This is a genomic window from Massilia sp. IC2-477 (assembly GCF_020707265.1).
In the GTDB taxonomy this organism is placed as follows: domain Bacteria; phylum Pseudomonadota; class Gammaproteobacteria; order Burkholderiales; family Burkholderiaceae_D; genus Telluria.
In genome coordinates, this window is sequence record NZ_JAJFEQ010000006.1 from 290785 (window position 1) to 315770 (window position 24986).

The 24986-nt window shown below is 66.3% G+C and carries 19 protein-coding genes; 8 read left to right on the forward strand and 11 right to left on the reverse strand.

The annotated features are described in order from the left end of the window. Positions 1 to 31: 31 nt before the first annotated feature. From LK542_RS14635 to LK542_RS14655, 5 genes are all read right to left on the reverse strand, one after another. Entirely contained in the window at positions 32 to 1201 is a 1170-nt protein-coding gene (locus tag LK542_RS14635) for a glycosyltransferase family 4 protein (RefSeq protein WP_227812455.1), read from the reverse strand. A 9-nt stretch (positions 1202 to 1210) separates the two neighbouring features. After that, positions 1211 to 2311 carry a glycosyltransferase family 1 protein gene (locus LK542_RS14640; RefSeq protein ID WP_227812456.1) on the reverse strand — a complete coding sequence of 367 codons (1101 nt, stop codon included), beginning with the start codon at positions 2309 to 2311 and terminating at the stop codon, positions 1211 to 1213. A 35-nt stretch (positions 2312 to 2346) separates the two neighbouring features. Continuing rightward, a complete protein-coding gene (locus LK542_RS14645) occupies positions 2347 to 3288 on the reverse strand; it encodes a GDP-mannose 4,6-dehydratase (protein ID WP_227812457.1) in 942 nt (313 codons plus the stop codon). 3 nt (positions 3289 to 3291) lie between these two features. After that, a complete protein-coding gene (gmd, locus tag LK542_RS14650; protein WP_227801862.1) occupies positions 3292 to 4335 on the reverse strand; it encodes a GDP-mannose 4,6-dehydratase in 1044 nt (347 codons plus the stop codon). 307 nt (positions 4336 to 4642) lie between these two features. Then, positions 4643 to 6970, reverse strand: coding sequence for an NADP-dependent malic enzyme (locus LK542_RS14655; RefSeq protein ID WP_307728971.1), 2328 nt, complete (start codon positions 6968 to 6970; stop codon positions 4643 to 4645). 169 nt (positions 6971 to 7139) lie between these two features. Here LK542_RS14655 and thiL point away from each other — a divergent pair, with 169 nt between their 5' ends. Then, positions 7140 to 8102 carry a thiamine-phosphate kinase gene (gene thiL, locus LK542_RS14660; RefSeq protein WP_227812458.1) on the forward strand — a complete coding sequence of 321 codons (963 nt, stop codon included), beginning with the start codon at positions 7140 to 7142 and terminating at the stop codon, positions 8100 to 8102. A gap of 74 nt (positions 8103 to 8176) precedes the next feature. On the opposite strand, the gene LK542_RS14665 is transcribed toward thiL, so the two are convergent. Both LK542_RS14665 and LK542_RS14670 read right to left on the reverse strand, forming a co-directional pair. After that, complete coding sequence (locus LK542_RS14665) at positions 8177 to 10807, reverse strand: EAL domain-containing protein (protein WP_227801864.1); 2631 nt, start codon at positions 10805 to 10807, stop codon at positions 8177 to 8179. Continuing rightward, a complete protein-coding gene (locus LK542_RS14670; protein ID WP_227812459.1) occupies positions 10804 to 12849 on the reverse strand; it encodes an ATP-binding protein in 2046 nt (681 codons plus the stop codon). Before LK542_RS14670 ends, LK542_RS14665 begins: the two co-directional genes overlap by 4 nt. A gap of 425 nt (positions 12850 to 13274) precedes the next feature. Here LK542_RS14670 and LK542_RS14675 point away from each other — a divergent pair, with 425 nt between their 5' ends. Genes LK542_RS14675 through LK542_RS14685 form a run of 3 tightly spaced genes read left to right on the forward strand, consistent with a single transcriptional unit; the run spans position 13275 to position 17484 of the window. Further along, on the forward strand, positions 13275 to 13757 hold the full coding sequence (locus tag LK542_RS14675) for a nicotinamide-nucleotide amidohydrolase family protein (RefSeq protein ID WP_227801867.1): 483 nt from the start codon (positions 13275 to 13277) through the stop codon (positions 13755 to 13757). Between the two features lie 16 nt (positions 13758 to 13773). After that, complete coding sequence (locus LK542_RS14680) at positions 13774 to 14664, forward strand: metallophosphoesterase (protein ID WP_227812460.1); 891 nt, start codon at positions 13774 to 13776, stop codon at positions 14662 to 14664. A 45-nt stretch (positions 14665 to 14709) separates the two neighbouring features. Beyond that, on the forward strand, positions 14710 to 17484 hold the full coding sequence (locus LK542_RS14685; protein WP_227812461.1) for a pitrilysin family protein: 2775 nt from the start codon (positions 14710 to 14712) through the stop codon (positions 17482 to 17484). Between the two features lie 10 nt (positions 17485 to 17494). Here LK542_RS14685 and LK542_RS14690 read toward each other — a convergent pair whose 3' ends face one another. Beyond that, entirely contained in the window at positions 17495 to 18148 is a 654-nt protein-coding gene (locus LK542_RS14690; RefSeq protein ID WP_227812462.1) for a DUF1349 domain-containing protein, read from the reverse strand. 191 nt (positions 18149 to 18339) lie between these two features. Between LK542_RS14690 and LK542_RS14695 the strand changes: the two genes are divergently transcribed. Together LK542_RS14695 and LK542_RS14700 are read left to right on the forward strand one after the other, a co-directional pair. Further along, entirely contained in the window at positions 18340 to 18660 is a 321-nt protein-coding gene (locus LK542_RS14695; RefSeq protein WP_227801871.1) for a helix-turn-helix transcriptional regulator, read from the forward strand. Continuing rightward, positions 18657 to 19664 (forward strand): cation diffusion facilitator family transporter, encoded by a 1008-nt coding sequence (locus LK542_RS14700; protein WP_227812463.1) that lies wholly within the window; start codon positions 18657 to 18659, stop codon positions 19662 to 19664. Before LK542_RS14695 ends, LK542_RS14700 begins: the two co-directional genes overlap by 4 nt. A 190-nt stretch (positions 19665 to 19854) precedes the next feature. Here LK542_RS14700 and cysK read toward each other — a convergent pair whose 3' ends face one another. The 3 genes from cysK to tcdA all read right to left on the reverse strand — a co-directional run bounded on the left by cysK (position 19855) and on the right by tcdA (position 22415). Further along, positions 19855 to 20787 carry a cysteine synthase A gene (gene cysK, locus LK542_RS14705; RefSeq protein WP_227801873.1) on the reverse strand — a complete coding sequence of 311 codons (933 nt, stop codon included), beginning with the start codon at positions 20785 to 20787 and terminating at the stop codon, positions 19855 to 19857. Positions 20788 to 20946: 159 nt separating this feature from the next. Next, positions 20947 to 21483: an FKBP-type peptidyl-prolyl cis-trans isomerase gene (locus LK542_RS14710; RefSeq protein ID WP_227801875.1), complete on the reverse strand. Its 537-nt coding sequence runs from the start codon at positions 21481 to 21483 to the stop codon at positions 20947 to 20949. Continuing rightward, positions 21480 to 22415 (reverse strand): tRNA cyclic N6-threonylcarbamoyladenosine(37) synthase TcdA, encoded by a 936-nt coding sequence (gene tcdA / locus LK542_RS14715; protein WP_227812464.1) that lies wholly within the window; start codon positions 22413 to 22415, stop codon positions 21480 to 21482. The genes LK542_RS14710 and tcdA overlap by 4 nt, the downstream gene beginning before the upstream one ends. A gap of 88 nt (positions 22416 to 22503) precedes the next feature. Between tcdA and pdxH the strand changes: the two genes are divergently transcribed. Beyond that, positions 22504 to 23700, forward strand: a complete 1197-nt coding sequence (pdxH, locus tag LK542_RS14720) for a pyridoxamine 5'-phosphate oxidase (RefSeq protein ID WP_227812465.1) — start codon at positions 22504 to 22506, stop codon at positions 23698 to 23700. A 51-nt stretch (positions 23701 to 23751) separates the two neighbouring features. After that, positions 23752 to 24960, forward strand: coding sequence for a class I SAM-dependent methyltransferase (locus tag LK542_RS14725; RefSeq protein WP_227812466.1), 1209 nt, complete (start codon positions 23752 to 23754; stop codon positions 24958 to 24960). Positions 24961 to 24986 lie beyond the last annotated feature (26 nt).

Below are 24986 nucleotides of genomic sequence, written 5' to 3' on the forward strand. Positions count from 1 at the left end.
GTGGGCGCAATGCCCGCCCGCGCCATGTGTTTTATCGGGTCGGCGGCAGGCCCGCCAATCCCACGCCGGCGCTGGCATTCGCGGTCGCACCGCGCGCCACCAGCTCCCTATACAGGTCCGTATAGCTCGCCGCCATCTGTTCCGAGGTGAACAGCTCGTGGTAGCGCTGTTCCGCGCGCACGCCCATGCGGCGCGCCAGCTCCGGGTCATCCCACAGGGCACGCATCGCGCCACGCAGCGCGGCAGGATCGGACGGCGGCACCACCAGTCCGGTCTCGTTCGCGCGGTTGATGTAGGTGGTCCCGGTGCCAATCTCGCAGGAGATCATGGGTTTACCGTACATCGCCCCTTCCAGCAGCGAGATGCCGAAGGCTTCCGAGCGCAGGTGCGAGGGGAAGGCCAGCGCGTAGCACAGTGTCAGCAGGGCAGCTTTATCAGCTTCGTCGAGCGCCCCCGTGAACACCACGTGCTTCAGGCCCAGGCGCGCCGCCTGCTCCTTCAGCGCCTGCTCTTCCGGCCCGGTGCCGACGATCACGATCGGATAGTCCAGCCCCTGGGCCGCTTCCAGCAGGATGTGCAGGCCCTTGTAGTAGCGCAGCACGCCCACGAACAGGAAGAACTTCGGTCCCAGTTTTGCGCGCCAGTGCGCTAGGCGGCAGGGTTCCACGCTTGGGTAGGTGGCTTTATCGAGGCCATAGGTGATGACGCGGGCCTTGTCGCGGTAGCGCTCCAGCACCGCCGAGGATTCGAGGTAGTTGGGCGAGGCCGCGACGATGGCGTCGACGCTGTCGAGGAAGCGGAACTTGAGCGGCTGGTACAGGCGCAGCCAGCGCTTCTGGCGCACGATGTCGGAGTGGTAGCTGACCACGCTCGGCTTGTTCACGCGCGCCATGAAGTGGGCCAGGTCCATGAAGGGCCAGGGGAAGTGGTAGTGCACCACGTCGGCTTCCTCGGCCATGCGCGCCAGCGCGCCCAGCGCCTGCCAGGAACAGGCATTCGAAGCAATCTCGAAATTCAGCGGCACGCGGTGCACCGTGTGGCCGTCGAACGCGATCGGCGCCAGGTCCTTCTGGCGCGACAGCGACAGCACGGTATTGGTCACGCCCAGGCGCGTCGTGCCGACGCACAGTTGGCGGATCACCTGCTCGATGCCGCCGACCGAGTCCGGATAATACGTCTTGTAGAAATGAAGGACACGCATGTTGGAAGCTTACTGCGAAAGGACGGCGCGGTACACGTCGGCGGTCTGCCGTGCGGTGGCGTGCCAGGTCAGTTGTTCGGCCCGGGCACGCCCGGCGGCAATGCAGCGCGCGCGTTCGGCGGCGTTGGTGGCCAGGGTCGCGAGCGCCTCGGCCAGCAGGGTGGTATCGAGCGGGTTGACCTCGAGCGCCGCGCCCTGCGTGACTTCCGGCAGCGAGCTGGCGTTCGAGGCCACCACCGGCACGCGCGAAGCAAACGCTTCGACCACGGGAATGCCGAAGCCTTCGTACAGCGAAGGAAAGGCGAACACGCCGGCGCCCGCGTACAGGTGGCGCAGCGCCTGCGAATCGGTCAGCTTGTCGAGCCAGACCACGTTCTCGCTGTCCGCCTGCGCGGCCTGCAGGCGGGCCACCAGGGCCTCGCAGCGCCAGCCGCGCGCGCCGACCACGACCAGGGCGCGCTCGTCGCGCAATGGCTTGGGGAGCAGCAGCCAGGCGTCGAGCAGGCGCTCGACGTTCTTGCGCGGCTGCAGCGTACCAACGGTGAGGAAATAGCCAGGATTCAGTTTGTATTCCGCGAGCGTGGCGGCCACACCCTCCGCGTCGGGCGGCGTGAGCCATTCGTCGTCCACGCCACAGTAGACCACGGAGACGCGGTTCGGGTTCACGCCGAAGCATTCGACCAGTTCATCGATCGCAAAGTACGAGAGCGCGATGACGTGGTCGGCCTTGGCGGTGGCCTTGCGCTGCAGCCAGTTCTTGACGCTGCGCAGGCGTGGGTTGCACCACTCGGGATACTTGATGGGGAGCGCGTCGTGCAAGGTCGCCACCACCGGACAATCCATGCGCACGATGCGGTAATCGGTAACGTGGAACAGGTCGGCCGGCATGTGGACGCGGTGCGCACCGGGCGTGGCCAGGTCGACCAGCGAGGCGTGCTCGAAGGATTGCGGCATGGGCTGGCCGATGCTGATGCCCTCCCCGCTCGAGCGCATGCGCGGCCAGGAGTAGGGAAGCACGGTGCAGCCGGTGCGCGGCAGGTGGCGCAGCAGCGCGCGGGTGTAGACGCCGATGCCGTCGAGGCGGCCGCCGGTCAGGCCCGGTTCGATCATGGTCGTTCCGAGTCCGACGGTGAGACCGCCGCCACTCACGCCAGGTACATCCAGCGCAGCGTCTCGGACAGCGGCGTCGGGTCGAGTTGGCCGATGACGGCAGTGAGCTTGCTGTTGCTGCCCGACAGCGTGAGCACGTCGTTGGCGCGGACAAAGGCCGGGTTGACGTGCACGTCGATGTGGTAGCCGGCGATCTCGCTCATCATGTCGATGAGATTCGCCAGCGAGTGCGATGATCCCGAGCAGACGTTGAAGGCTTCGCCGCTCGGGGCCACGGCCATCAGGCGGCGGTAGGCGCGCGCCACCATGCGCACGTCGGAGAAGTCGCGCGCGATCGCCAGGTTGCCCAGCTCGATGCGTTTCTCGTTGCGGCGGAAGTGGGAGACGATCTTCGGCAGCAGGAAGTTCTCGGCCTGGCCGATGCCCGTGTAGTTGAAGGGGCGCGCGATGACGATCGGCAGCTTGTCCATCCACAAGCGCGCCATGTATTCCATGGCCAGCTTGCTGACGGCGTAGTCGTTGGCCGGCGCCGGCGGCACGTTTTCGTCGATGACGGGCACGCTGGCATTGCCGTAGATATTGGCCGAGGAGGCCAGCAGCACGCTGGTCGGGCGGTGCTTGCCATTGGCCAGCGCCTCCAGCAGGTTGCGCGTGCCGACCACGTTGACGCGGTAGATCAGTTCGGCATTGGTGTGGGCCACGAAGGCGATGCCGGCCAGGTGCGCGACCACGTCGGGCTGCACCTCGTCGACCATGCGCGCCACCGCATCGCGGTCGCACAGGTCGATGGCATGGATGTCCGGTCCCAGTTCCTCGCCCGGCATGACGGTGCCGTAGACACGGTAGCCGGCAGCCGTGAGCTCCTGCGCCATGTAGTAACCGGTGAAACCGCGCAGGCCCGTGATGAGCGCGCGGCGTCCTTCGCCTTCCCTCCCGCCGATGAACGCCGGGATGTCATCCGTGGCCATACGTTCCATGATTTAGAACGAGAATCCGATTTCGTTGCGACGCAGGTCGGCGTCGACCATCATCTGGCACAGTTCTTCGAGCGAGGTCTTCGGCTCCCAGCCGAGCACGCGCTTAGCCTTTTCCGGGTTGCCAATCAGGAGATCGACTTCGGCAGGACGGTAGAACTTGGGCGACACGCGCACCAGGGCCTTGCCGGTGCGGGCGCAGTGACCCACTTCGTTCTCGCCTTCGCCGGTGAATTCGACGTTGATGCCGGCGCCCTTGAAGGCCATGGTGACGAAGTCGCGCACGGTCTCGGTGCGGTTGGTGGCCAGCACGAAGGTGTCGGGATCATTGGCCTGCAGGATGCGCCACATGCCCTCGACATATTCCTTGGCAAAGCCCCAGTCGCGCTTGGCGTCGAGGTTGCCCAGCTCGAGCACGTCGAGCTTGTTCAGGACGATCTTGGCGACCGAGTCGGTGATCTTGCGGGTGACGAATTCGCGGCCGCGCAGGGGCGATTCGTGGTTGAACAGGATGCCCGAGGAACCGAAGATGCCGTAGGACTCGCGGTAGTTGACGGTCATCCAGTGCGCGTACAGCTTGGCGACGCCGTAGGGGCTGCGCGGATAGAACGGGGTGTCTTCCACCTGCGGGATCGCCTGCACCTTGCCGAACATCTCCGAGGTCGAGGCCTGGTAGAAGCGGATCTTCGGGTTGACGATGCGGATCGCTTCCAGCAGGTTGACCGCGCCCAGCCCCGTGATCGAGGCGGTGGTAACCGGCTGCTCGAAGGACACGCCCACGAAGCTCTGCGCCGCCAGGTTGTAGACCTCGTCCGGCTGGCTGCTTTCCACCAGGCGGATGCTCGAGGACAGGTCGGTCAGGTCATACTCGACCAGCGCCAGGTTCGGATGCTTGTCGATGCCGAGCTCTTCGATGCGCCAGAAGTTGACCGAGCTGGAGCGGCGGAAGGTGCCGGTCACGTGGTAACCCTTTTCCAGGAGGATCTGCGCCAGGTAGGCGCCATCCTGGCCGGTAATGCCAGTGATCAGGGCTCTTTTTGTTGTTTGCATATTCTTGGGTTCTAGAAGATGGTCTCACCGGCCGCCGAGGGCTAGCATATTCAGGACAGCCGGGATTGTATCAGAGCGGGAAAGTCGTGCACCTTGCACAATAGAAATAGCTGCAATAAAAGCAACATATTATCCCGACATTATGCCCTGAAACGGATGGGGTACGTCGCCCGCTTACGGTTTGTTACCGTTGTACTTGGGCGGCGACAAATGGGGAAACTCCGAGACAAACACGCCTGATGCAGATCAAACGTCCGCATCAGGCGTGGTTTTCACAACATGTCAGTGCTTACTTACACCAACGTATTTACTTCGCTTCCTGGTTCCTTTGTGACACCGCGTCCACCACGCACAGCGCAGTCATGTTGACGATACGGCGTACGGTCGAGGACGGCGTCAGGATGTGTACCGGACGTGCACATCCCAGCAGCACCGGGCCGATCGCGATGCCGTTGCCGGCGGCGCTCTTGACCAGGTTGTAGGAGATGTTGGCGGCGTCGATGTTCGGCATCACCAGCAGGTTGGCGTCGCCCTTCAGCGCCGAATTCGGCATGATCTTCATGCGCACCTTGGCTTCGATCGCGGTGTCGCCATGCATTTCGCCGTCGATCTCCAGGTCCGGTTTGGCCGCCTGCACCAGGGGCAGCACCGAGCGCATCTTGCGCGCCGATTCGCTGTTGTAGGTGCCGAAGTTCGAGTGCGACAGCAGGGCTGCGCGCGGCTGGATGCCGAAGCGTTCCATCTCCTCGGCCGCCATGACCGTGATCTCGGCCAGTTCCTGCGCATTCGGATTCTCGTTGACGTGGGTGTCGACGATGGCCAGCTGGCGGTCCGGGGTGATCAGGAAGTTCATCGCCGCATACACGTTGCTGCCTTCGCGCTTGCCCAGCACCTGGTCGATGTAGTGCAGGTGCATCTGGGTGGTGCCGTAGGTGCCGCAGATCAGGCCATCGGCATCGCCCTTCCTGACCATCATGGCGCCGATCAGGGTGTGGCGGCGGCGCATCTCGAGCTTGGCCATGTCGACCGTCACGCCCTTGCGCATGCCCAGGTCGTAGTAGGCCTGCCAGTATTCGCGATAGCGCTCGTCGAAGTCGGGGTTGATCACGTCGACGTGCTGGCCCAGTTTCAGGCGCAGGCCGAATTTCTCGATGCGCTTTTCCAGCACCGCCGGGCGGCCGACCAGGATCGGGCGAGCCAGCTTCTCGTCGACCACCACCTGCACCGCGCGCAGCACGCGCTCGTCTTCGCCTTCCGCGTAGACAATGCGCTTGGCTTCCATGGGCGCCTGTTTGGCCACCGAGAACAGCGGCTTCATGAAGGTGCCGCTGCGGTACACGAACTGCTGCAGGCTCTCGGCGTAGGCTTCCATGTCCGCGATCGGGCGGGTGGCGACGCCGCCTTCCTGCGCGGCCCTGGCCACCGCCGGAGCGATGTGGGTCAGCAGGCGCGGATCGAAAGGCATCGGGATCAGGTATTCCGGACCGAAGGAGAGGTTGGCGATGCCGTAGGCCGAAGCCACGATGTCCGACTGCTCGGCGTGGGCCAGGTCGGCGATCGCATGCACCACCGCGATTTCCATCTCACGGGTGATGGTGGTCGCGCCGCAGTCCAGGGCGCCGCGGAACATGTAGGGGAAGCACAGGACGTTGTTGACCTGGTTCGGGTAGTCCGAACGGCCGGTCGCGATGATGGCGTCGCCGCGCACCGCCTTGACGTCTTCCGGCAGGATTTCCGGATTCGGGTTGGCCAGCGCCAGGATCAGCGGGTTGGCGGCCATGGTCTTGACCATGTCCTGCTTCAGCACGCCGCCGGCGGACAGGCCGAGGAAGATGTCGGCGCCCGGGATCACGTCGGCTAGGGAACGGTGCTCGGTCTCCTGGGCGAAGCGCTCCTTGTCCGGGTCCATCAGCTCGGCACGGCCCTTGTAGACCACGCCGGCCAGGTCGGTGACGAAGATGTTCTCGATCGGGAAGCCGAGGTCGACGATCAGGTCGAGGCAGGCCAGCGCGGCCGCACCGGCGCCCGACACCACCAGCTTGCAGTTCTTGATGTCCTTGTTGACGACTTTCAGGCCGTTCAGGATCGCGGCGCCGACGATGATCGCGGTACCGTGCTGGTCATCGTGGAAGACCGGGATCTTCATGCGCTCGCGCAGCTTGCGCTCGATGTAGAAGCACTCGGGCGCCTTGATGTCCTCGAGGTTGATGCCCCCAAAAGTAGGCTCGAGCGAAGCGATGATGTCGACCAGCTTGTCCGGGTCGTTTTCGTTGATCTCGATGTCGAACACGTCGATCGCGGCGAACTTCTTGAACAGCACGCCCTTGCCTTCCATGACCGGCTTCGAGGCCAGCGGGCCGATGTTGCCCAGGCCGAGGACGGCGGTGCCGTTCGAGATCACGGCGACTAGATTGCCGCGCGCAGTGTACTTGTACGAGTTGGCCGGGTCCTTGACGATCTCTTCGCAAGGCGCGGCGACGCCCGGCGAGTAGGCCAGCGCCAGGTCGCGCTGGTTCAGCAGGCCCTTGGTCGGGGTCACGCTGATCTTGCCGGGGCGGGGAATCTGGTGATATTCGAGTGCTGCAGCACGCAGTTGTTGACGCAATTCTTCTTTCTTGTCCGATGACGAGTCCATGCCTGGCAGCCTTCCTGAAACTAGAGGGGAACCTCCAATTTTATCAGACGAGCAGTTGACAAAGGCTACGTATTTTCAACAAGCAGCGTTTCTTTTATAAGATTTGCTGATAAATACAGCTCTGAAATTTGCTCAGCTAATAATTAAACGGCAGGTTTACAATCTCTCCATGCTTTCCGAATTCGATCTCATCAAACAGTTCTTCAAGCGCGAACGCCCCGGCCGGGCAGACCTCGGCATCGGCGACGACTGCGCCCTGCTCACCCCGGCGCCCGGCCGCCAGCTGGCGATCTCGAGCGACATGCTGGTCGAGGACCGCCATTTCTTTGCCGGCGCCGATCCCTTCATGCTGGGCCACAAAAGCCTGGCCGTGAACCTGTCCGACCTGGCGGCGATGGGCGCGCGCCCGGTCGGCTTCACGCTGGCGCTCAGCCTTCCCGCGGCCGACCCGGTCTGGCTGGACGGCTTTTCGCGCGGCCTGTTCGCGCTGGCCGACGAACACGGCTGCGAACTGGTGGGCGGCGACACCACCAAGGGGCCGCTGAACATCTGCATTACCGTGTTCGGCGAACTGGCGCCCGGCCATGCGCTGCGGCGCGACGCCGCGCAGGTCGGCGACGACATCTGGATCTCGGGGACGCTGGGCGATGCGCGCCTGGCGCTGGCGGGGTACTGGAAGGAAGTGGCGCTTTCCGACGACGACCATGTCGGGGCGGCGCAGCGCATGCACATGCCGACGCCGCGCGTGGCGCTGGGACTGGCGCTGGCCGAGCTGCCGGTTGCCCGCGCGGCGCTCGACATCTCGGATGGGCTGGTGGGCGATCTGGGGCATATCCTGGTTGCCTCGAAGGTGGGCGCGACGCTGGACGTGGACGCACTGCCGGCCGGGCCGGTGCTGGCGCGCCAGCCGCTCGCGCTGCGGCGCAGGTTCACGGCGGCGGGTGGGGACGATTACGAGTTGTGCTTCACGGCGCCGGCTACGCAGCGCGAGGCGGTGCTGGAGGCGGGACGGGTGAGTGGCACGGCCGTCAGCCGGGTCGGGCGGATCGAGGCGGCGCCGGGCCTGCGCTTCGTGGATGCGCAAGGCACGCCGCTCGACCTCCAGCTGAGCGGGTGGGATCACTTCAGCTGACCCGTGGGCGGACGAGCCGCCCACCCTACGAATATCGCCTCGCGGTAGGGTGGGCAAGTTTCTTGCCCACGCGGTCAGCCAGCGTTCGCACTCTCCCCCTCTTCCCGCGGCGTCTTGCGGTCATCATAGGGCCCATACGTCAGCCAGTAATGGCGGAACGCCAGCCGGATATTCTCCCGCAGCTGCAGGTCGTGCCAGGGCTTGGTATAGAAGCGGTAGATCGCCCCGCGGTTGATCGAATCGAGCACCGACTCCACCCCGGTGTAACCCGACAGGATGATGCGGATCGTCTCCGGATACATCTCCTTGACCTTGCTGAGGAATTCGGTCCCGCTCATCACCGGCATGCGCTGGTCGCACACGATCACCTGCACCCGGTACAGCGCCAGCAGCTCGAAGCCCTCGGCCGGTGAGGAGGCAGTCAGCACCCGGTAGTTGTCGCGCCTGAACAGGCGGTGCAGCGACGTCAGCACGTTGACGTCGTCGTCCACGATGAGCAGGGTCTGCACCTTGTCGTCCTGCGCCGGCGGCTGATCCGGCTGGGCGCGGTTGTCCTGCACCAGGCGCGCCAGTTCGTCGGCCGGCAAGGCGCGCGAGAAGTGGAAGCCCTGGATCTCGTCGCAGCGGTGGCGCCGCAAGTAGGCCATCTGGGCGCGCGTCTCGACGCCCTCGGCGATCACCTGCATGTGCAGGCTGTGCGCCATGCTGATGATGGCCAGCGCGATGGCCGCGTCGTCCGGCGTGGTCACGATGTCGCGCACGAACGCGATGTCGATCTTCAGTTTGTCGATCGGGAAGCGCTTGAGGTAGGCCAGCGACGAATAGCCGGTGCCGAAGTCGTCGATCGCGATGCGGATGCCGAGTTCCTTCAGGCGCCCCAGCACGTCGATGGTGTGTTCGGCGTTCGACATCAGCGCGCTCTCGGTCAGCTCCAGCTCCAGCAGCCCCGGCTCCACCCCATGCTTGTCCAGCGCGGCGCGGATCACGCCTTCCAGGTCGCCCTCGACGAACTGGCGGCTCGACACGTTCACCGCCACCCGCACGTCGCGCACCCCTTGCGCATGCCAATCCGCGATCTGCCTGCAGGCCTCGTCGACGATCCACTCGCCAACCCGCACCACCAGCCCGGTCTCTTCCATGATCGGGACGAACTCGGCGGGGTAGACCAGGCCGAAGCCGGGTCTGTTCCAGCGCAGCAGCGCTTCCACGCCCGATACCCGGCCGGTATTCAGTTCCAGCTTGGGCTGGTAGTACAGCACGAACTGCCCGCCTTCCAGCGCGCCGCGCAGCGCCAGCTCGAGGTCGAGGCGCGCCAGCACCTGCACGTTCATGCCGGCGGTGAAGAAGCGGTAGCCGTCGCGCCCCGCTTCCTTGGCCCGTACCATCGCCGTGTCGGCATACTTGACCAGGGCGCCCGGTTCGGTCGAATCCTCCGGATACATGGCGATGCCGATGCTGGCCGTCAGCGCTGCCTGCTGGCCGTGCAGGTCGAAGGGCGCACGCAGGGTCTCGCGGATCTCGTTGGCCACGCTCACCGCTTCCTGCTGGTCGCGGGTCATGGTCAGGAACAGGGCGAATTCGTCGCCGCCCAGGCGCCCCACCGTGTCGCGCAGGCGCACCACCCGCACCAGGCGCGTGCTGAACTGGCCCAGCAGCTCGTCGCCGCGTGCGGTGCCGAGCGAATCGTTGATGATCTTGAAGCGGTCGAGCGTGATGCACATGACCGCCACGCGCCAGTTCTTGTCGCGCGCCAGCTCGATGGCTTCGCGCAGGTTCTGGAAGAACAGGGTGCGGTTCGGCAGGCCGGTCAGCGCGTCGTAGCTGGCCATGTGGCGCATCCGTTCCTGCGCATGCAGGCGTTCGCTGATGTCGCGCGCCACCGCGATCAGCATCCGGCTCTTGCCCAGGTCCTGCAGCTTCCAGCTGATTTCCACCGCCACCGCACCGGCGCCGCCGGCGCGCAGCAGTTCGGTCTCGACGATGTCGCCCGGCAGCGCGCCGAACTCCACCTTGCCGTCCTCGCCCTCCTCCGTGGACAGCCGGAGCGGCAGGTCGGCCGCCAGGTGGCGCTCGAGCAGTTCGCGCGTGGCCAGGCCCAGGGCCACCGGATCGATGCGCAGCAGCGCGTCACGCGAAAAGCCCAGCATGCGGCAGGCGCCGTCGGAGACGTCGACCATCGCCATGCTGGCGGTGTCGATCAGGAAGATCGCGTCGGGCGTGGCGTCCATCGCCCCACGGAAGCGCGCCAGCTCGGCGGTGCGCTCGCGCACTTCGCGTTCCAGCTGCACGCCGTAGTCCTGCGATTCGCGGTGCAGCAGGCGTACTTCGAGCAGGTTGCGGATGCGCGTCATCACCTCGACGGTATCGAAGGGCTTGCCGATGAAGTCGCGCGCGCCGGCTTCCAGCGCGGCCAGCTTCTTGTCCGGCTCGGCCGTCACCACCAGCACCGGCAGCCAGGAATCGCTTTCGAGCGGCTTCAGGGCCTCCATGACGTCGAAGCCATCCATGCCCGGCATGTGCAGGTCGAGGATGATCAGGTCGTAGCGGTGCTTCAGGTGCATCGACACTACCTGGCGCGGGTCATAGGTACTCGACACGTTCTCGTACCCCGTGGTTTTCAGGAGGTATTCGAGCAGCTGGACGTTGACGGGTTCGTCGTCCACCACGAGGATGCGCGCGCGGCGGATGTCGTTCAGTGAAATCATTCGGCCTTCCTTTCGGCCGGCGCCATGTGTCCTGCACCCGCCTGGGCGCGGAGCTGGGCCAGCGTACTGTTGATCGCTTCGGTGAACTTGTCGATGTCGATCGGTTTGGTCAGGTAGCGGGTGAAACCCGCGGCCATGCCGCGCTCGATGTCGCGCGGCATGGCATTGGCGGTCAGGGCGATGACCGGAATGGTGGCGGTGAGCGGGTCGGCGCGCAGCTGCTTGAGCACCTCGATCCCGCTCATGCCCGGCAGGTTCAGGTCCATCAGGATGATCTCCGGCAGGTGGGCGCGCGCCAGCGACAGGCCGACGTGGCCGTCGAGCGCCGACAGCAGGCGCAGGTCGGCGCGGAAGCGCACGATCTCTTCCACCAGGCGCAGGTTGGCCGGGTTGTCTTCCACATAGAGTATCAAATGCGGTGCGCCGTCTTCCGGCACGGTCTGCACGTCAGGCGTGTCGCCCGGCGCGCTGTCCGCCGCCGGCGCGGCCAGCGGCGCCGTGGTGGCCAGCTCGATCCAGAACACGCTGCCCACGCCCGGGCTGCTGGACACGCCGATCTCGCCACCCATCAGCTCCACCAGGCGCTTGGTTACCACCAGGCCGATGCCGGTGCCTTCCTGGCTGCCGCCCTCCTGGCCGAGCCGGTTGAAGGGCTGGAACAGGGCCGCCACCTGCTCGGCAGAGAGGCCGGCGCCGGTGTCCTGCACCGACAGGCGCAGCCGGGTCGGCGCCACCTGCTCGCAGCTCACCACCACGGCGCCGGACTCGCGGTTGTACTTGACCGCATTCGACAGCAGGTTGAGCAAGACCTGTTTCAGGCGCGTGCGGTCGGCCAGCACTACCGCCCCTGGCGTCTCGGGGAACAGCACGCGCACGCCGCGGGCGGCCGCGATCGGCTCGACCATGGTGCGGGTCTCCATCAGCGTGTCGCTCAGGGCCACCGGCTCCATCGACAGCGTCACGGTGCCCGACTCCACCTTGGCCAGGTCGAGGATCTCGTTGATCAGGGTGAGCAGGTGGCGGCCGCTCTTCAATATGTGGTTGGCGAATTCCTTCTTCTGCTCCAGCGTTGACGGCAGGGTGTCGGAGGTCAGGATCTGGGCGAAACCGAGGATGGCGTTGAGCGGCGTGCGCAGTTCGTGGCTCATCGAGGAGAGGAAGGCGGATTTCGCCTGGTTGGCGCTGCGCGCCTCCTCGATCGCATTCGCCAGTTCGGCGTTGGCCAGCGCCAGCTGCAGGGTGCGTTCGTCGACGCGCTGCTCGAGCTGTTCGTTCAGGCGCATGACTTCCTGCTGGGCGCGCGAGCGCTCGGCCACCTCGCGCGCGATCTCGCTGCTCGAGGTTTCCAGCTCGCGGGTGCGGCCCTCGATCTCGAGCAGCATGGCATTGAAGGAATCGACCAGCTCCCCCGCCTCGTCGTTGCTGATGCGCGGCGCGCGGCGCGAATAGTCGCGGGTGGCGACGACGTCGCGCGCGATCTCGGTGATGGCCACGATCGGCGCCGTCAGCGCCCGTCCCATGCGGCGCATCACCAGGTAGGCCACGCCCATCGCCAGCAGGGTCACCAGGGCCGCGATGCTGAGATAGTCCAGGGTGCGCTGCAGCAGGCGGTTCTCGGCGCGCAGGTAGACGGTGCCGAGGGTATCGCCGTTTTCGACGATGCGCTGGAGGATGACCAGGTCGTCCCCATTGGTCGAGGGCGCCCCGGACAGGGTCTGCGGCAGCACCCGCGTTTCGCCCGCCGCACGGTAGGAGGCGAACAGTTCGCCGTTGGCGTCGTAGATGGCGGCGGCGCGCACCTGCGGACGGGTGCGCAGCAGCGCCAGGTTCTCGTTGGCCAGGCGCGGATCGTCGAAGGTCAGCGCGGCCGAGGTCATGTGCCCGACCAGCTCGGCCTGGGTGGCGAGGTCGTTGAGCAGGCTGCGGTGGTAGCTGCGCAGGTCGTAGAAGATGATGATCGCCACCGACACCAGCAGCGCGACCAGCGTGGTCGCCATCACCGCCCTGACCAGCTTGCTTCGGATCGAACGGCCCCGGATCATGCGGCCTCCGGCGCGGGCCGGATGGGCGAGCGGGCGCCGCTGGCGCGGCAATGCCGGTCCATCGGCCGGAAAAAAGCAGGGAGCGCCGTGGCGGCAGTGCCGCCCACCTGCGCCGGCCCCATCCGGTCACGCGCATGTCGTTCGAGCGGCATCCAGGGTCCTACAGAAAACAGAAATAAGGAAGACCGACCGGGGTCGGTGCGCACCGGTCGCATGCGGCGGCGCTGACAGCATAGCCGACCGCTTCGTGTCATGTCGCACGGAACTATTCACGATCACCGTCAATACATCATGCAAGGCGGGTACAGGCGCCTGAGGCTTTTCGTGCACGCTTTATGCGTCAGTACGGCACGACCGCGCTAGAATGAAAGCGCGCCCGCGTGCGCCAACCCGGCATCGCCCATCCGCATCCAAAGGAGCCTCACGTGACGAACGATATTCTAGAACTTGCAAGCAAAGTCGGCCGGGCGCTCGAGGCCAAGCGCCTGGTGCTGGCCACCGCCGAGTCCTGCACCGGGGGTGGGGTGTCCCAGGCGATCACCGAAATCCCGGGCTCCACCGGCTGGTTCGACTGCGGCTTCGTCACCTACTCCAACCATTCCAAGACCGAGCTGCTGGACGTGCCGGCCGCGCTCATCGCGCAATTCGGCTCGGTGAGCGAGGAAGTGGCCGGCAAGATGGCCGAAGGGGCGCTCTCCAACAGCACGGCCGACGTCTCGGTGTCGACCACCGGCATCGCCGGCCCGACCGGCGCGGTGCCGGGCAAACCCGTGGGCACGGTCTGCTTCGGCTGGGCGCGCGGCGACACGACCTATACCGAACGCCTGGTGTTCCAGGGCGACCGCCAGGCGGTGCGCGAACAGACCGTGGCGCATGCGCTGCAGGGGCTGCTGCGCTTCATTGAATAACAGCCGGGCGCCGGCCATGATCCGGATGGCGCCGCGCCTGCTGGGCGCCCTGGCGCTGCTCGCAGCGTCCGCCGGGGCGCCGGCCGCGGTCTATACGGTCTACGCGGCCGGCGACATCGCCCGCTGCAAGCATCCCGACCCGCGCTGGTCGGGCGCCGCCGCCACCGCCACGCTGGTGGAAGGCCTGCTGCGCACCGACCCGCAGGCCGCGGTGCTGAGCCTGGGCGACCACACCTACCCGAAGGGCACGGCAGCCGAATTCGAACGCTGCTACGGCCCGACCTGGGGGCGCTTTCGCGAGCGCACCTGGCCCACGCCCGGCAACCACGAATACCTGACGCCAGGGGCCAAACCCTATTTCGCCTATTTCGGCGCACGCGCCGGCAAGGGCTACTACAGCCTGCGGCTGGGCAGCTGGCTGGTGATCTCGCTCGACAGCAACCTGACCGGTGCGGCCCACGCCGCCCAGATGGACTGGCTGCGCGCCGAGCTGGCGCGCCAGAGCGCTGCCTGCACCCTCGCCTTCTGGCACCACCCGCTGTACACCTCGGGCGGACACCTGGGCCCCGGCCGCATGCGCGACGCCTTTGCCCTGCTCCACCAGGCCGGCGCCGAAGTCGTCCTGTCCGGCCACGACCACGACTATGAGCGCTTCGCGCCCCAGGATGCCGACGGCCGGCTCGACCGTGCGCACGGGCTGCGCCAGTTCGTGGTCGGCACCGGCGGCGCCTACGCCACGCCCTTCCTCCAGCTCACCGCGCACAGCGAAGTGCGCGAAGCCAGTTATGATGGCGTCCTCGCGCTGCGCCTGCTGGACGGCGCCTACGAGTGGCGCTTCCTGCCGGCCGACCCCGGCCGCGTGCCGGCGGGCGCCACGCTCGACCATGGACGTGCCACCTGCCACTGACCGGAGCACGAGATGAAACTCCTCTGGCTGCTCTTTGCTATTTTGATGCTGACAACCTCTACACCAACTACCGGCGCCGAACCCGCGCCGGCGCCGCTGCCCACCGTCGCCTTTGAAAAAACCACCCTGCCCAACGGCCTGCAGGTGATCCTGGTCGAAGACCGGCGCCTGCCGATCGTGGCGGTCAACATCTGGTACCACGTCGGCCCCGCCAACGAAGCGCCGGGCCTGACCGGTTTCGCCCACCTGTTCGAGCACCTGATGTTCGCGCAGACCCGCCACATCCCGCGCGGCATGGCCGACCGCCTGCTGGAAGGCGCCGGCGCCACCGACAGCAACGGCGGCACCGGCTACGACCAGACCGCCTACTACGACACCGTGCCCTCGAACCAGCTGGAGCTGGCGCTGTGGGTGCACGCCGACCGCATGGGCTACCTGCTCGACGTGATCGACCACAAGGCGCTCAAGAACCAGCAGGATGTGGTGCGCAACGAGCGCCGCCAGACGGTCGAGGAAGAACCCTACGGCCTGGTGCACGAGGCGCTGGCCCATGCCCTGTTCCCCAAGGGCCACCCCTACTATGCCTCGATCATCGGTTCGCATGCCGACATCCAGAACGCGAAGCTGGAAGACGTGCGCCAGTTCTTCGCCAGCTACTACGGCCCGAACAACGCCAGCATCGTGATCGCCGGCGACATCGACAAGGCGAAGACGCGCGCCCTGGTCGAGCGCTACTTCGGCAGCTTCCGGCGCAGCCCGCCCGTTGCACGCCCGAAGGTCGTCACCCCGCCGATCACCAGCGAGCGCCGGGTGGTCGTGCACGACCGCATCGAGCTGCCGCGCGTGTTCATGGGCTGGCTCACGCCCCCGGCCTACCAGCCGGGCGACGCCGAGCTGGCGGTGGCGGCGGAAATCCTCGGCGGCGGCAAGTCGAGCCGCCTGTACAAGAAGCTGGTCTACGAGCGCCAGATCGCGCAAGACGTGGACGCCAGCCAGAATTCCCAGGGCCTCACCTCGACCTTCGTGATCGACGTCACCGCGCGCCCTGGGCACGAGGCGCGCGAGATCGAGGCGGCGATCGACCTTGAGCTGGCCGAGCTGCGCGAGCACGGTCCCTCGCAGCGCGAAGTCGAACGCGCCCGCAACAGCCTCGAGACCGCGCTCCTGAGCACCATCGAAAAGCTGGGCGGCGACGGCCTGGCGGACCAGCTCAACCACTACAACCAGTACACGGGCGACCCCGGCTACCTCGCCAAGGACGTCGCGCGCCTGCGCCAGATCACCCCGGCGGACGTGCAGCGCGCGGTCCGCACTTACCTGGCCAGGCAGGCGCGCGCCGTGGTCACCGGCCTGCCGGGCAAGCCGGTCATCGACGACCCACGTGTGTCCAAAGCAAAAGCGCCGAAAGCCAAGCCGGCCGCCATCGAAGCAATCAACACGCCCGAATCCTGGCGCGCACAACAACCCAAGCCCGGCCCGGCGCCACGCTTCACGCTGCCGCAGGGCGACAGCTTCAAGCTGGCTAACGGCCTGACCGTGATCCACCACCACAAGCCTGGCATTCCACTGGTGTCGGCCGAGCTGGTGGTGCGCAGCGGCAGTGCCGCCAACCCGGACGACCTGCCCGGCCTGGCCGGCTTCACGGCCCAGATGCTGGAAGAAGGCACGGCCACCCGCAGCGCGCCGCAGATCGCCGACGAGATCGCGCAGCTCGGCGCTTTCCTCGACACCGGCAGCGGCGCCGACGCCTCCACCGTGGCGCTGCTGTCGCTGCGCTCGACCTTCGCCCCGGCGCTCGACATCCTGGCCGACGTCGTGCTGCGCCCCGCCTTCCCCACTGCGGAAGTCGAGCGCCAGCGCGCCGACCGGGTCGGGGACCTGATCCAGCAGCGCGACGATCCCGAAGCCGTGGCGGCCGTCGCCGCGCTGGGTGCGCTGTACGGCAGCGGCCACCCGAAGGGCTACGGCCAGCTCGGCACCGAGCCGGCGATCCGCGCCGTGACGCGCGACGACCTGGTGGCCTTCTGGCGCCGCCACTACGTGCCGGAAAACGCAGCGCTGGTGGTCTCGGGCGACATCGGGCGCGCCGAGCTGAAGGCGCTGGTGGAAGCGCGCTTCGCGGCCTGGCCGCGGGGCGAGGCGCCGGCCGGCGGCAGCGCAGACCCGGCGGGCACGCGGGCGCGCCTGGTGCTGGTCGACCAGCCGGGTGCGGCGCAAACCGCGCTGCGTGTCGGCAGCATCGGCGTGGCGCGCGACACCGACGACTTCGCGGCGCTGCAGGTCATGAACGGCGCGCTGGGCGGCATGTTCTCCAGCCGCCTCAACAACAACCTGCGCGAAACCAAGGGCTACACCTACGGCATCTCCTCGCACTTCCGCTACGACCGCACGCCGGGTCCCTTCGTCATTGCCGGCAGCGTGCAGGTCGAGTCCACCGGGGACTCGGTGCGCGAGATCTTCAAGGAGGTGAATGCGATGCGCAACGCGCCGCTGTCGTCCGCCGAGCTGACGGCTGCGCGCGATGCACAGGTGCTCTCGCTGCCGGGGGCCTTCGAGACCAATGCCGACATCGGCGCCAGCCTGGCCGAAATCTTCGTGTACGGCCTGCCGCTCGACTATTACGCGCGCCTTCCCGGCCAGCTGTCCGCCGTCACTGCAGGCCAGGTGCAGGCGGCGGCGCGCAAGCACCTGGTGCCGGAAAAGATGGTCGTGGTTGCGGTCGGCGACCGCAAGCGCATCCTGCCGCAGCTGCAGCCGCTCGGGCTGGGGAGTGTCGAGGTGCGCGACAGCGACGGGCAACTGCCGCCCGCGCGGCCCTAGCGCATGCGTGCTACTCGCCCTGCCAGTAGTTGTCGAAACCGCGGGCGCGCCATGTCAGGTCGGAGAAGCGCGCCGTGAAGCGCTCGCTCTTGGGCGACTGCGCCGAAAAGCCGACCTGCACCGGCTGATCCGTCGGCAGCGCGAAGGTGCGCAGCATGCGCCACGCGGCGCCGTCGGTGGACAGGTAGAACACGTACACACCGGCTTTACGCGCGATCTTCAGATGCGCCACGCTGCCTTCCACCTGCTGATGGAGGGCGTCGTCCCCCGAGCCCTTCGTAATGGTCGTCGTGACCGCATTGCTGCCGTCTGGCATACGCTCGAACAGCACCTTGCCCCAGGTGGCTTTGCCGGCATATACCAGCAGTGCAGCGCCATCGAAAGCGCCGTGGAAATCGGCCTGGATCCTGGCCGAGAAAATAAAATCGCCGCGCGGCGCGAACAGTACGCGCGGGGTATCGTCGATGAGCTTGTTGCCGTCGACATTGGCATACATGTCAGTTCCCTTGGCCGCACTGAGGGTCAACTCACCTGCGGCAATCGCCGCCGCGCCGCTAGGTGCCGCAATGGTCAAGGGATAGGGAATCGCCGCGATCGACGCCCTGGGCTGTGCCGGCGTGGAAGCACCCGCACCGGCCTGTGCGACCGCGGTCAGTGGCGTCATGGCCGCGCATATTGAACAGAAAACAAAAGCAGGCAGTTTCACAGTCGGTTCCCTGGGTGGTGGAATCGATTGCAAAGTAATCGCATCGATCGGTGGCGTCAATACTGGCTGGGTAGGCTCAGCAAGAAATGCCGCCCTTGCTCTCCACGCCGATTTCGCCTAACATGTGAACAACTATTCACATGTTAAACATGACTAATCATCCTGAATATCAAGCCGGCGCTGTCGAAGAGCTGGCCGACCTGTTCCACCTGCTCGGCGACGCCACCCGCCTGCGCATCGTGCTCGCCTGCCTGGCGCAGCCGACTGCGGTGGGCGACATTGCCGCTTCCCTCGACCTGTCCAGTTCCCTGGTCAGCCACCACCTGCGCCTGCTGCGCGCCGCCCGCATCGTCAAGGCCGAGCGCCAGGGCAAGCAGGTCTTCTATTCGGCTGCCGATGCCCACATCAGCAGCCTGCTCGCCAACATGTTCGAGCACATCGCCGAACCAGCAACCGGAATGGACGCATGAGTACCACGCACAAGCACGACCACGATCACGATCACCACGACCACGGTCACGACCACCACCATGGCTTCGGCCACCACCATTACCACATGCCCGACCCGGCCGGCAACGGACGCGCCTTTGCGCTGGCGATCGGTGTCAACACGCTGTTCGTGGCGATCGAATTCATCTACGGCTTCATCGCCCACTCCACCGCGCTGATGGCGGACGCCGGCCATAACCTGTCCGACGTGCTGGGCCTGATACTGGCCTGGGGCGCCGCCGTGCTGGCCAAGAGCGCCCCGAAGGGCCGCTACACCTACGGCCTGCGCGGCTCGTCGATCCTGGCGGCGCTGGCCAACGGCCTGCTGCTGATGGTGGCCTGCGGCGCCATCGCCTGGGAAGCGGTGCAACGCTTTGCGGAACCGGCGCCGGTCGACGGCATGACGGTGTCGATCATCGCGGCGATCGGCGTGGCGATCAACGGCTTCTCGGCCTGGCTGTTCCTGGCCGGCAGCAAGGGCGACCTGAACGTGCGCGGCGCCTACCTGCACATGGCGGCCGACGCTGCCCTGTCGCTGGGCGTAGTGATCTCGGGCCTGGTCATCATGGGCACCGGCTGGACCTGGATCGACCCGGCGGTGAGCCTGGCGATCGTGGTCGTGATCGTGCTGGGCACCTGGTCGCTGCTGCGCGAATCGGTGCAGATGTCGATGGCCGCGGTGCCACACAGCGTCGACGCCGGCGCCGTGCGCAACTACCTGTGCAGCCAGCCGGGCGTGAAGGAAGTGCATGACCTGCACATCTGGGCAATGAGCACCACCGAGAACGCACTGACGGCGCACGTGGTGATGCCGGGCGGGTATCCGGGTGACCGGGTGCTGGACGAGATGGTGGCGAAGCTGCGCAGCGACTTCGGGATCCATCACTGCACGCTGCAGGTGGAGGAAGGGACGACGCATCATGATTGTGCGCTGGAGGGCCACCATGAGCACGACCATGATCATGGCCATGCACATGCGCACTGAGTGCGTTTTTGGCTAACGAAACGCGACGAGCTTGGAGGGACTGATGCCAGTGGCATCAGTCCCGCCTTCGCCGGGATGACGGCTGATGGTGCGGGCAGAACGATAACGCTACTTCTATTCACCTACCCGTAAGACCGTCGTCCCGGCGAAGGCCGGGACCCAATTCAGATGAGCAGTGAGAACGCCGGCGTTAGCCCGCCAAGTTGGCGTACAATGCCGTGCTCAAATACCGCTCCCCAAACGACGGAATGATCGTCACGATCATCTTCCCCGCATTCTCCGGCCGCTGCGCTACCTGCATTGCCGCCCACAGCGCGGCCCCCGACGAAATCCCGACCAGCAGCCCTTCCTCGCGCGCCGCCGCGCGCGCGGTCTCGAAGGCGTCGTCGTTCTTCACGGTGATGATTTCGTCATAGGCGCCGGTGTTGAGCACCGCCGGCACGAAGCCGGCGCCGATACCCTGGATCGGGTGCGGGCCCTTGGTGCCTTTCGACAGCATTGGCGAGGCTTCCGGCTCGACCGCGATCGCCTTGAAGCCGGGTTTACGCGCCTTGATCACTTCGCTCACGCCGGTAATGGTGCCGCCGGTGCCGATGCCGGCGACCAGGATGTCGACCTTGCCGTCGGTGTCGCGCCAGATTTCCTCGGCGGTGGTGTTGCGGTGGATTTCCGGGTTGGCCGGATTGTTGAACTGCTGGGGCATGAAGCAGTTCGGATCAAGGGCGACCAGTTCCTCGGCGCGGCGGATCGCGCCCAGCATGCCTTCGCTGCCTGGCGTGAGCACGAGTTCGGCGCCGTAGGCGCGCAGCAGCATGCGCCGTTCGTTGCTCATGGTCTCGGGCATGACGAGCCTGCAGCGGTAGCCGCGCGCGGCGCACACCATCGCGAGCGCGATGCCGGTGTTGCCGCTGGTGGGTTCAACGATGATGGTGTCCGGCTTGATCAGCCCGGCCCGCTCGGCGGCTTCGATCATGGCCAGCCCGATGCGGTCTTTCACGCTGTGCGCGGGGTTGTGGTATTCGAGCTTGCCGAGGATCTCGGCCCCACCCTGCGGGGCCAGCCTGCGGATTCGTACGAGTGGGGTGTTGCCGATGAGTTCAGTAACGTCGTTCGCGATGCGCATGCCGGTCTCCCGCAATAGTGTGAGGCGGCCCCTGCCCGCCCCAGTCGATTTTGACTTAGAGCGCCTAACAATTCCCACATGGCTGCGTTGCATCGTCTCGCCGTACTAGCGTACTGTCTTCGACGATGCGCCTTGCCCTGGGGGTTTTGTTAGGCGCTCTTACTTGACGTTCACCAGTTCCACGTCGAAGATCAGGTCGGCGTCCGGCGGGATCATCGGGCCGGCGCCGCGCTTGCCGTAGGCCAGCACGCTCGGGATGATCAGGGTGCGCTTGCCGCCTACCTTCATGCCCGCCACGCCCTGCTCCCAGCCCTTGATGACGCGGCCCGCGCCCAGCTGGAATTCGAGCGGCTCGCCGCGGTCGACCGAGGAGTCGAACTTCTTGCCGCGCTGCTTGGGCGCCAGCGGCTTGTGCAGCCAGCCGGTGTAGTGGACGTAGACGTTGCTGCCGGCGGTGGCTTCCTTGCCCTTGCCGACCACGCGGTCGATGATCTCGACCTGGGGCGTGGGCACGGCCGGCGCCGTGGCTTCGGGCTGCGGCGCAGTCTGCGGCTGGGTGGCCTGCGGCACGGTCTGCTGCTCCGGCGCGGGCTGGGTGGTGGGCTTGGACGCGTCCTGCTGCTGGGTGGCGGTGTCCTGGGCGGATGCGGCAGCGGCGGCCAGCATCAGTGCGGCAAAGGCGGTACGACGGATCATGTGGGCTCTTCCATCAAAGTGATCAATAACTGATCCAATGATAGCAAGGCCTCTTCCGCTTGCACAGTTTCCACGTTGGCCACGGCATCCTGCGGGACGGCGTTGGCCACGTCGGCGTTCGCCGCGTCAGCCAGCTTGCGCAGCAGGTGCCCGGCCGCCACCATGCCGAAGGTGGCGGTGACCACCATGCTCGAACCGAAACCGGCGCAGTTCAGGCCCGTGATGCTGTTCGGGTCCACCGCGCAGGCGTCGCCGCTCTCCGGATAGCGCAGCGGCTCCATCGAAAACACGGCGTCGATGTGGTATTTGTTCTTTTCGCCCTTGGCGAAGCCGTACTGCGCACGCAGGATCTTGCGCACCTTTTTCAGGAGCGGTTCCTGCTCGGTGCGGGCCAGGTCGCGTACCTCGATCTTCGTGGGGTCGGTCTGGCCGCCGGCGCCGCCGATGACGATCAGCGGCAGCTTGTTGGCGCTGCAGTAAGCGATCAGGGCGGCCTTCGACTTGACGCCGTCGATGGCGTCGACCACGTAATCAAACCCTTTGCCCGCAACCATGCTCTCGAGGTTTTCCGGGTCGATGAAGTCCTCGACCAGGTTGACCTTGCAGAAGGGGTTGATCTGCGCGATGCGTTCCTTCAGCGCTTCGATCTTCGGCATGCCGATGGTCGAGGTCAGGGCCTGCAGCTGGCGGTTGATGTTCGATTCGGCCACGTTATCGAGGTCGATCAGGGTCAGCTCGCCCACGGCGCTGCGCGCCAACGCCTCGACGATCCAGGAACCGACGCCGCCGACACCGATCACGCAAACGTGCGCCGCACGAAAGCGTTCGAGTGCACGCTCGCCATAGAGGCGCGCGATCCCGCCGAAGCGGCGCGCAAAGTCGACTTCGTCGTCCAGGGTGCTTGCAAAGGATGGGGTATCGATCAGGTTCATCCCGGCATTTTAACGGACGATCCTTTCGCAGCTGCACTAAAATAGCTTCTAGTCAATCAAATTCTTCTCGTGTGTCAACAAAACGCCAATGACCCCAATCCTCCACGACACCGCTCCCGATTTCGACCAGCCGATCGCTGTCCTCAAGCATTGCCATGACCGTATCCGCAAGCAGCTTGCGACGCTCGACAAGCTGCTCGCCCACCTGCCGGAATTCGGCGCCGACGAACAGGCGCGCCAGGCGGCGGGGGCGGTCCTGAAATATTTCGAAAAGGCCGCCCACCTGCACCACGAGGACGAGGAACAGGACCTGATCCCGATGCTGCGCGCGGTCGCCCAGGGCGAAGACGCGGCCACGCTGCAGGCGCTGGCGCCGGTGATCCTGCAGGACCACAAGGACATGGACGCGATGTGGCAGGATTTGCATGAGCAATTGACCGCCATTGCAGAAGGCCAGGGAGCCGCGCTGTCGGCCAGCACGGTGCAGCGCTTCAGCCAGCGCTATTCGTCCCACATGGAGCGCGAGGAAGGCACGATGGCGCCGATGGCGCTGCGCCTGTTCGGCCCGGAGCAGATGGCGCAACTCGGCAAGGCCATGCAGCGCCGCCGCGGCATCGGAACGGAAGCAAACCCGGTCCCCGCCATCGGCCAGGCGGTGGCCGACCTGCGCAAGGACTACGGCCAGGCCAGCCTGAACGAAACCGATGTGATGGACGATCCGATGCTCCAGTTCACGCAGTGGTTCGAACAGGCGCTGAAGGCCGAGGTGAACGAGCCGAACGCCATGTCGGTGGCCACGGTGGGCCCGGATGGGCGCCCGAGCTCGCGCATCGTGCTGGTCAAGCAGTTCGACGAACGCGGCTTTACCTGGTACACCAACTACGACAGTCGCAAAGGCCAAGAGTTAGAGGGAAATCAACATGCAGCTTTGTTATTCTTTTGGAGCGAACTCGAACGTCAGGTTCGCATCGAAGGAAGAGTTGAGCGTACCTCGAGCGAGGAAAGCGACCGGTATTTCCGCAGCCGTCCGCTGAAGAGCCGCCTGTCGGCCATTGCCTCGCACCAAAGTGCGCCGATCGCCAGCCGTGCCGAACTGGAGCAGAATTACGAGATGGTGGCACAGCAAGCCGGTGACGACCCGGCGCGACCAGGCAACTGGGGCGGGTTCCGCCTCGTGCCCGAGCGCCTGGAATTCTGGCAGGGCCGCCGTTCCCGCTTCCACGACCGCATCATCTACGAGCGGCAGGAAGACGGGAGCTGGACGCGCCTGCGCCTGCAACCCTGACCGCGGCCGCGCGCCTCGCACGCGCACGCGGCCCCCAAGCTGGAGGCAAGCGTGTTCGAACAGATGATGTTGTCGGCCTGGAGCGAAGGCCTGCGTAACAAGCCATCCCTGCCCTTGCGGGTGGAACTCTGGGATGGCCGGCAACTCGAGTTTTCGAGCGAAGCGCCGCGCGTGACCATCCGGGTCCCCGACCGCGCCGCCCTGCGCTACCTGCGCTCGCCATCGCTGTACAACCTCGGGCGCGCCTACGTCGAGGGCGCGATCGACATCAAGGGACGCGCGGCCGACATCATCAGCGTCGGCAACAGCCTGGCCGCGAGCATGGACAAGGGACGCAGCCGCCTGGTCGAGGTCCTCCGCCGCAACGTCCCGCACACGCGCCAGAGCGATGCCGAGGCGATCCGCTACCACTACGACGTCTCCAACGACTTCTACGCGGCCTGGCTCGACCCCGCGATGGTGTACTCCTGCGCCTATTTTGAAGAAGGCAGCGAAGACCTGGCCACGGCGCAGCAGAAGAAGATCGACCACATCCTGCGCAAGATCGACCTGCGGCCGGGACAGACGCTGCTGGATATCGGCTGCGGCTGGGGTGCGCTGGTGCTGCGGGCCGCCCAGGCTTTCGGCGCGCGCTGCGTTGGCATTACGCTGTCGGAGAACCAGGCCCTGCTTGCACGCGAGCGCGTCGCGCGCGCGGGGTTGACCGGCCAGGTCGAGATCCGCCTGCAGGACTACCGCGACGTCGAGGGCCAGTTCGAGCGCATCACCAGCGTCGGCATGTTCGAGCACATCGGCGTACAGCACCTGCCTGCGTATTTTTCGCGCATCAATGCCTTGCTGGCGCCGGATGGCGTCGTGATGAACCACGGAATCACCACCGCCAATGTCGACAACAGCGCCACGCCCTATGGCGGCGGCGAGTTCATCGGCCAGTACGTGTTCCCGCAGGGCGAACTGGCCCACCTGTCGACGGTGGTGCGCGCGATGCAGGAAGGCGGGCTGGAAGTGCGCGACGTGGAAAACCTGCGGCGCCACTACGCCAAAACCTGCGCGATCTGGACCGAGAACTTCGAAAGCCGAGCGGAGCACATCCGCAAGCTGACGGACGAGAAGCGCTTCCGCATCTGGCACGTCTACCTGGCCGGCTGCGCATACGCCTTCGCGCATGGCCGCATCAGCCTGTACCAGATCGTGTGTGGCAAGGCGGAGGGGAACGTGGAGCGGCTGCCATGGTCGCGGAGGTACATGTACCCATCGTAGGGTGGGCGGATCTTCCGCCCACGCGG

Bases quoted from the DNA above. Each gene is read 5' to 3' on its own strand.
- LK542_RS14635 (WP_227812455.1), bottom strand. From the start codon at position 1,201: ATGCGTGTCCTTCATTTCTACAAGACGTATTATCCGGACTCGGTCGGC.
- LK542_RS14640 (WP_227812456.1), bottom strand. From the start codon at position 2,311: ATGATCGAACCGGGCCTGACCGGCGGCCGCCTCGACGGCATCGGCGTC.
- LK542_RS14645 (WP_227812457.1), bottom strand. From the start codon at position 3,288: ATGGAACGTATGGCCACGGATGACATCCCGGCGTTCATCGGCGGGAGG.
- gmd (WP_227801862.1), bottom strand. From the start codon at position 4,335: ATGCAAACAACAAAAAGAGCCCTGATCACTGGCATTACCGGCCAGGAT.
- LK542_RS14655 (WP_307728971.1), bottom strand. From the start codon at position 6,970: ATGGACTCGTCATCGGACAAGAAAGAAGAATTGCGTCAACAACTGCGT.
- thiL (WP_227812458.1), top strand. From the start codon at position 7,140: ATGCTTTCCGAATTCGATCTCATCAAACAGTTCTTCAAGCGCGAACGC.
- LK542_RS14665 (WP_227801864.1), bottom strand. From the start codon at position 10,807: ATGATTTCACTGAACGACATCCGCCGCGCGCGCATCCTCGTGGTGGAC.
- LK542_RS14670 (WP_227812459.1), bottom strand. From the start codon at position 12,849: ATGATCCGGGGCCGTTCGATCCGAAGCAAGCTGGTCAGGGCGGTGATG.
- LK542_RS14680 (WP_227812460.1), top strand. From the start codon at position 13,774: ATGATCCGGATGGCGCCGCGCCTGCTGGGCGCCCTGGCGCTGCTCGCA.
- LK542_RS14685 (WP_227812461.1), top strand. From the start codon at position 14,710: ATGCTGACAACCTCTACACCAACTACCGGCGCCGAACCCGCGCCGGCG.
- LK542_RS14690 (WP_227812462.1), bottom strand. From the start codon at position 18,148: ATGACGCCACTGACCGCGGTCGCACAGGCCGGTGCGGGTGCTTCCACG.
- LK542_RS14695 (WP_227801871.1), top strand. From the start codon at position 18,340: ATGACTAATCATCCTGAATATCAAGCCGGCGCTGTCGAAGAGCTGGCC.
- LK542_RS14700 (WP_227812463.1), top strand. From the start codon at position 18,657: ATGAGTACCACGCACAAGCACGACCACGATCACGATCACCACGACCAC.
- cysK (WP_227801873.1), bottom strand. From the start codon at position 20,787: ATGCGCATCGCGAACGACGTTACTGAACTCATCGGCAACACCCCACTC.
- LK542_RS14710 (WP_227801875.1), bottom strand. From the start codon at position 21,483: ATGATCCGTCGTACCGCCTTTGCCGCACTGATGCTGGCCGCCGCTGCC.
- tcdA (WP_227812464.1), bottom strand. From the start codon at position 22,415: ATGAACCTGATCGATACCCCATCCTTTGCAAGCACCCTGGACGACGAA.
- pdxH (WP_227812465.1), top strand. From the start codon at position 22,504: ATGACCCCAATCCTCCACGACACCGCTCCCGATTTCGACCAGCCGATC.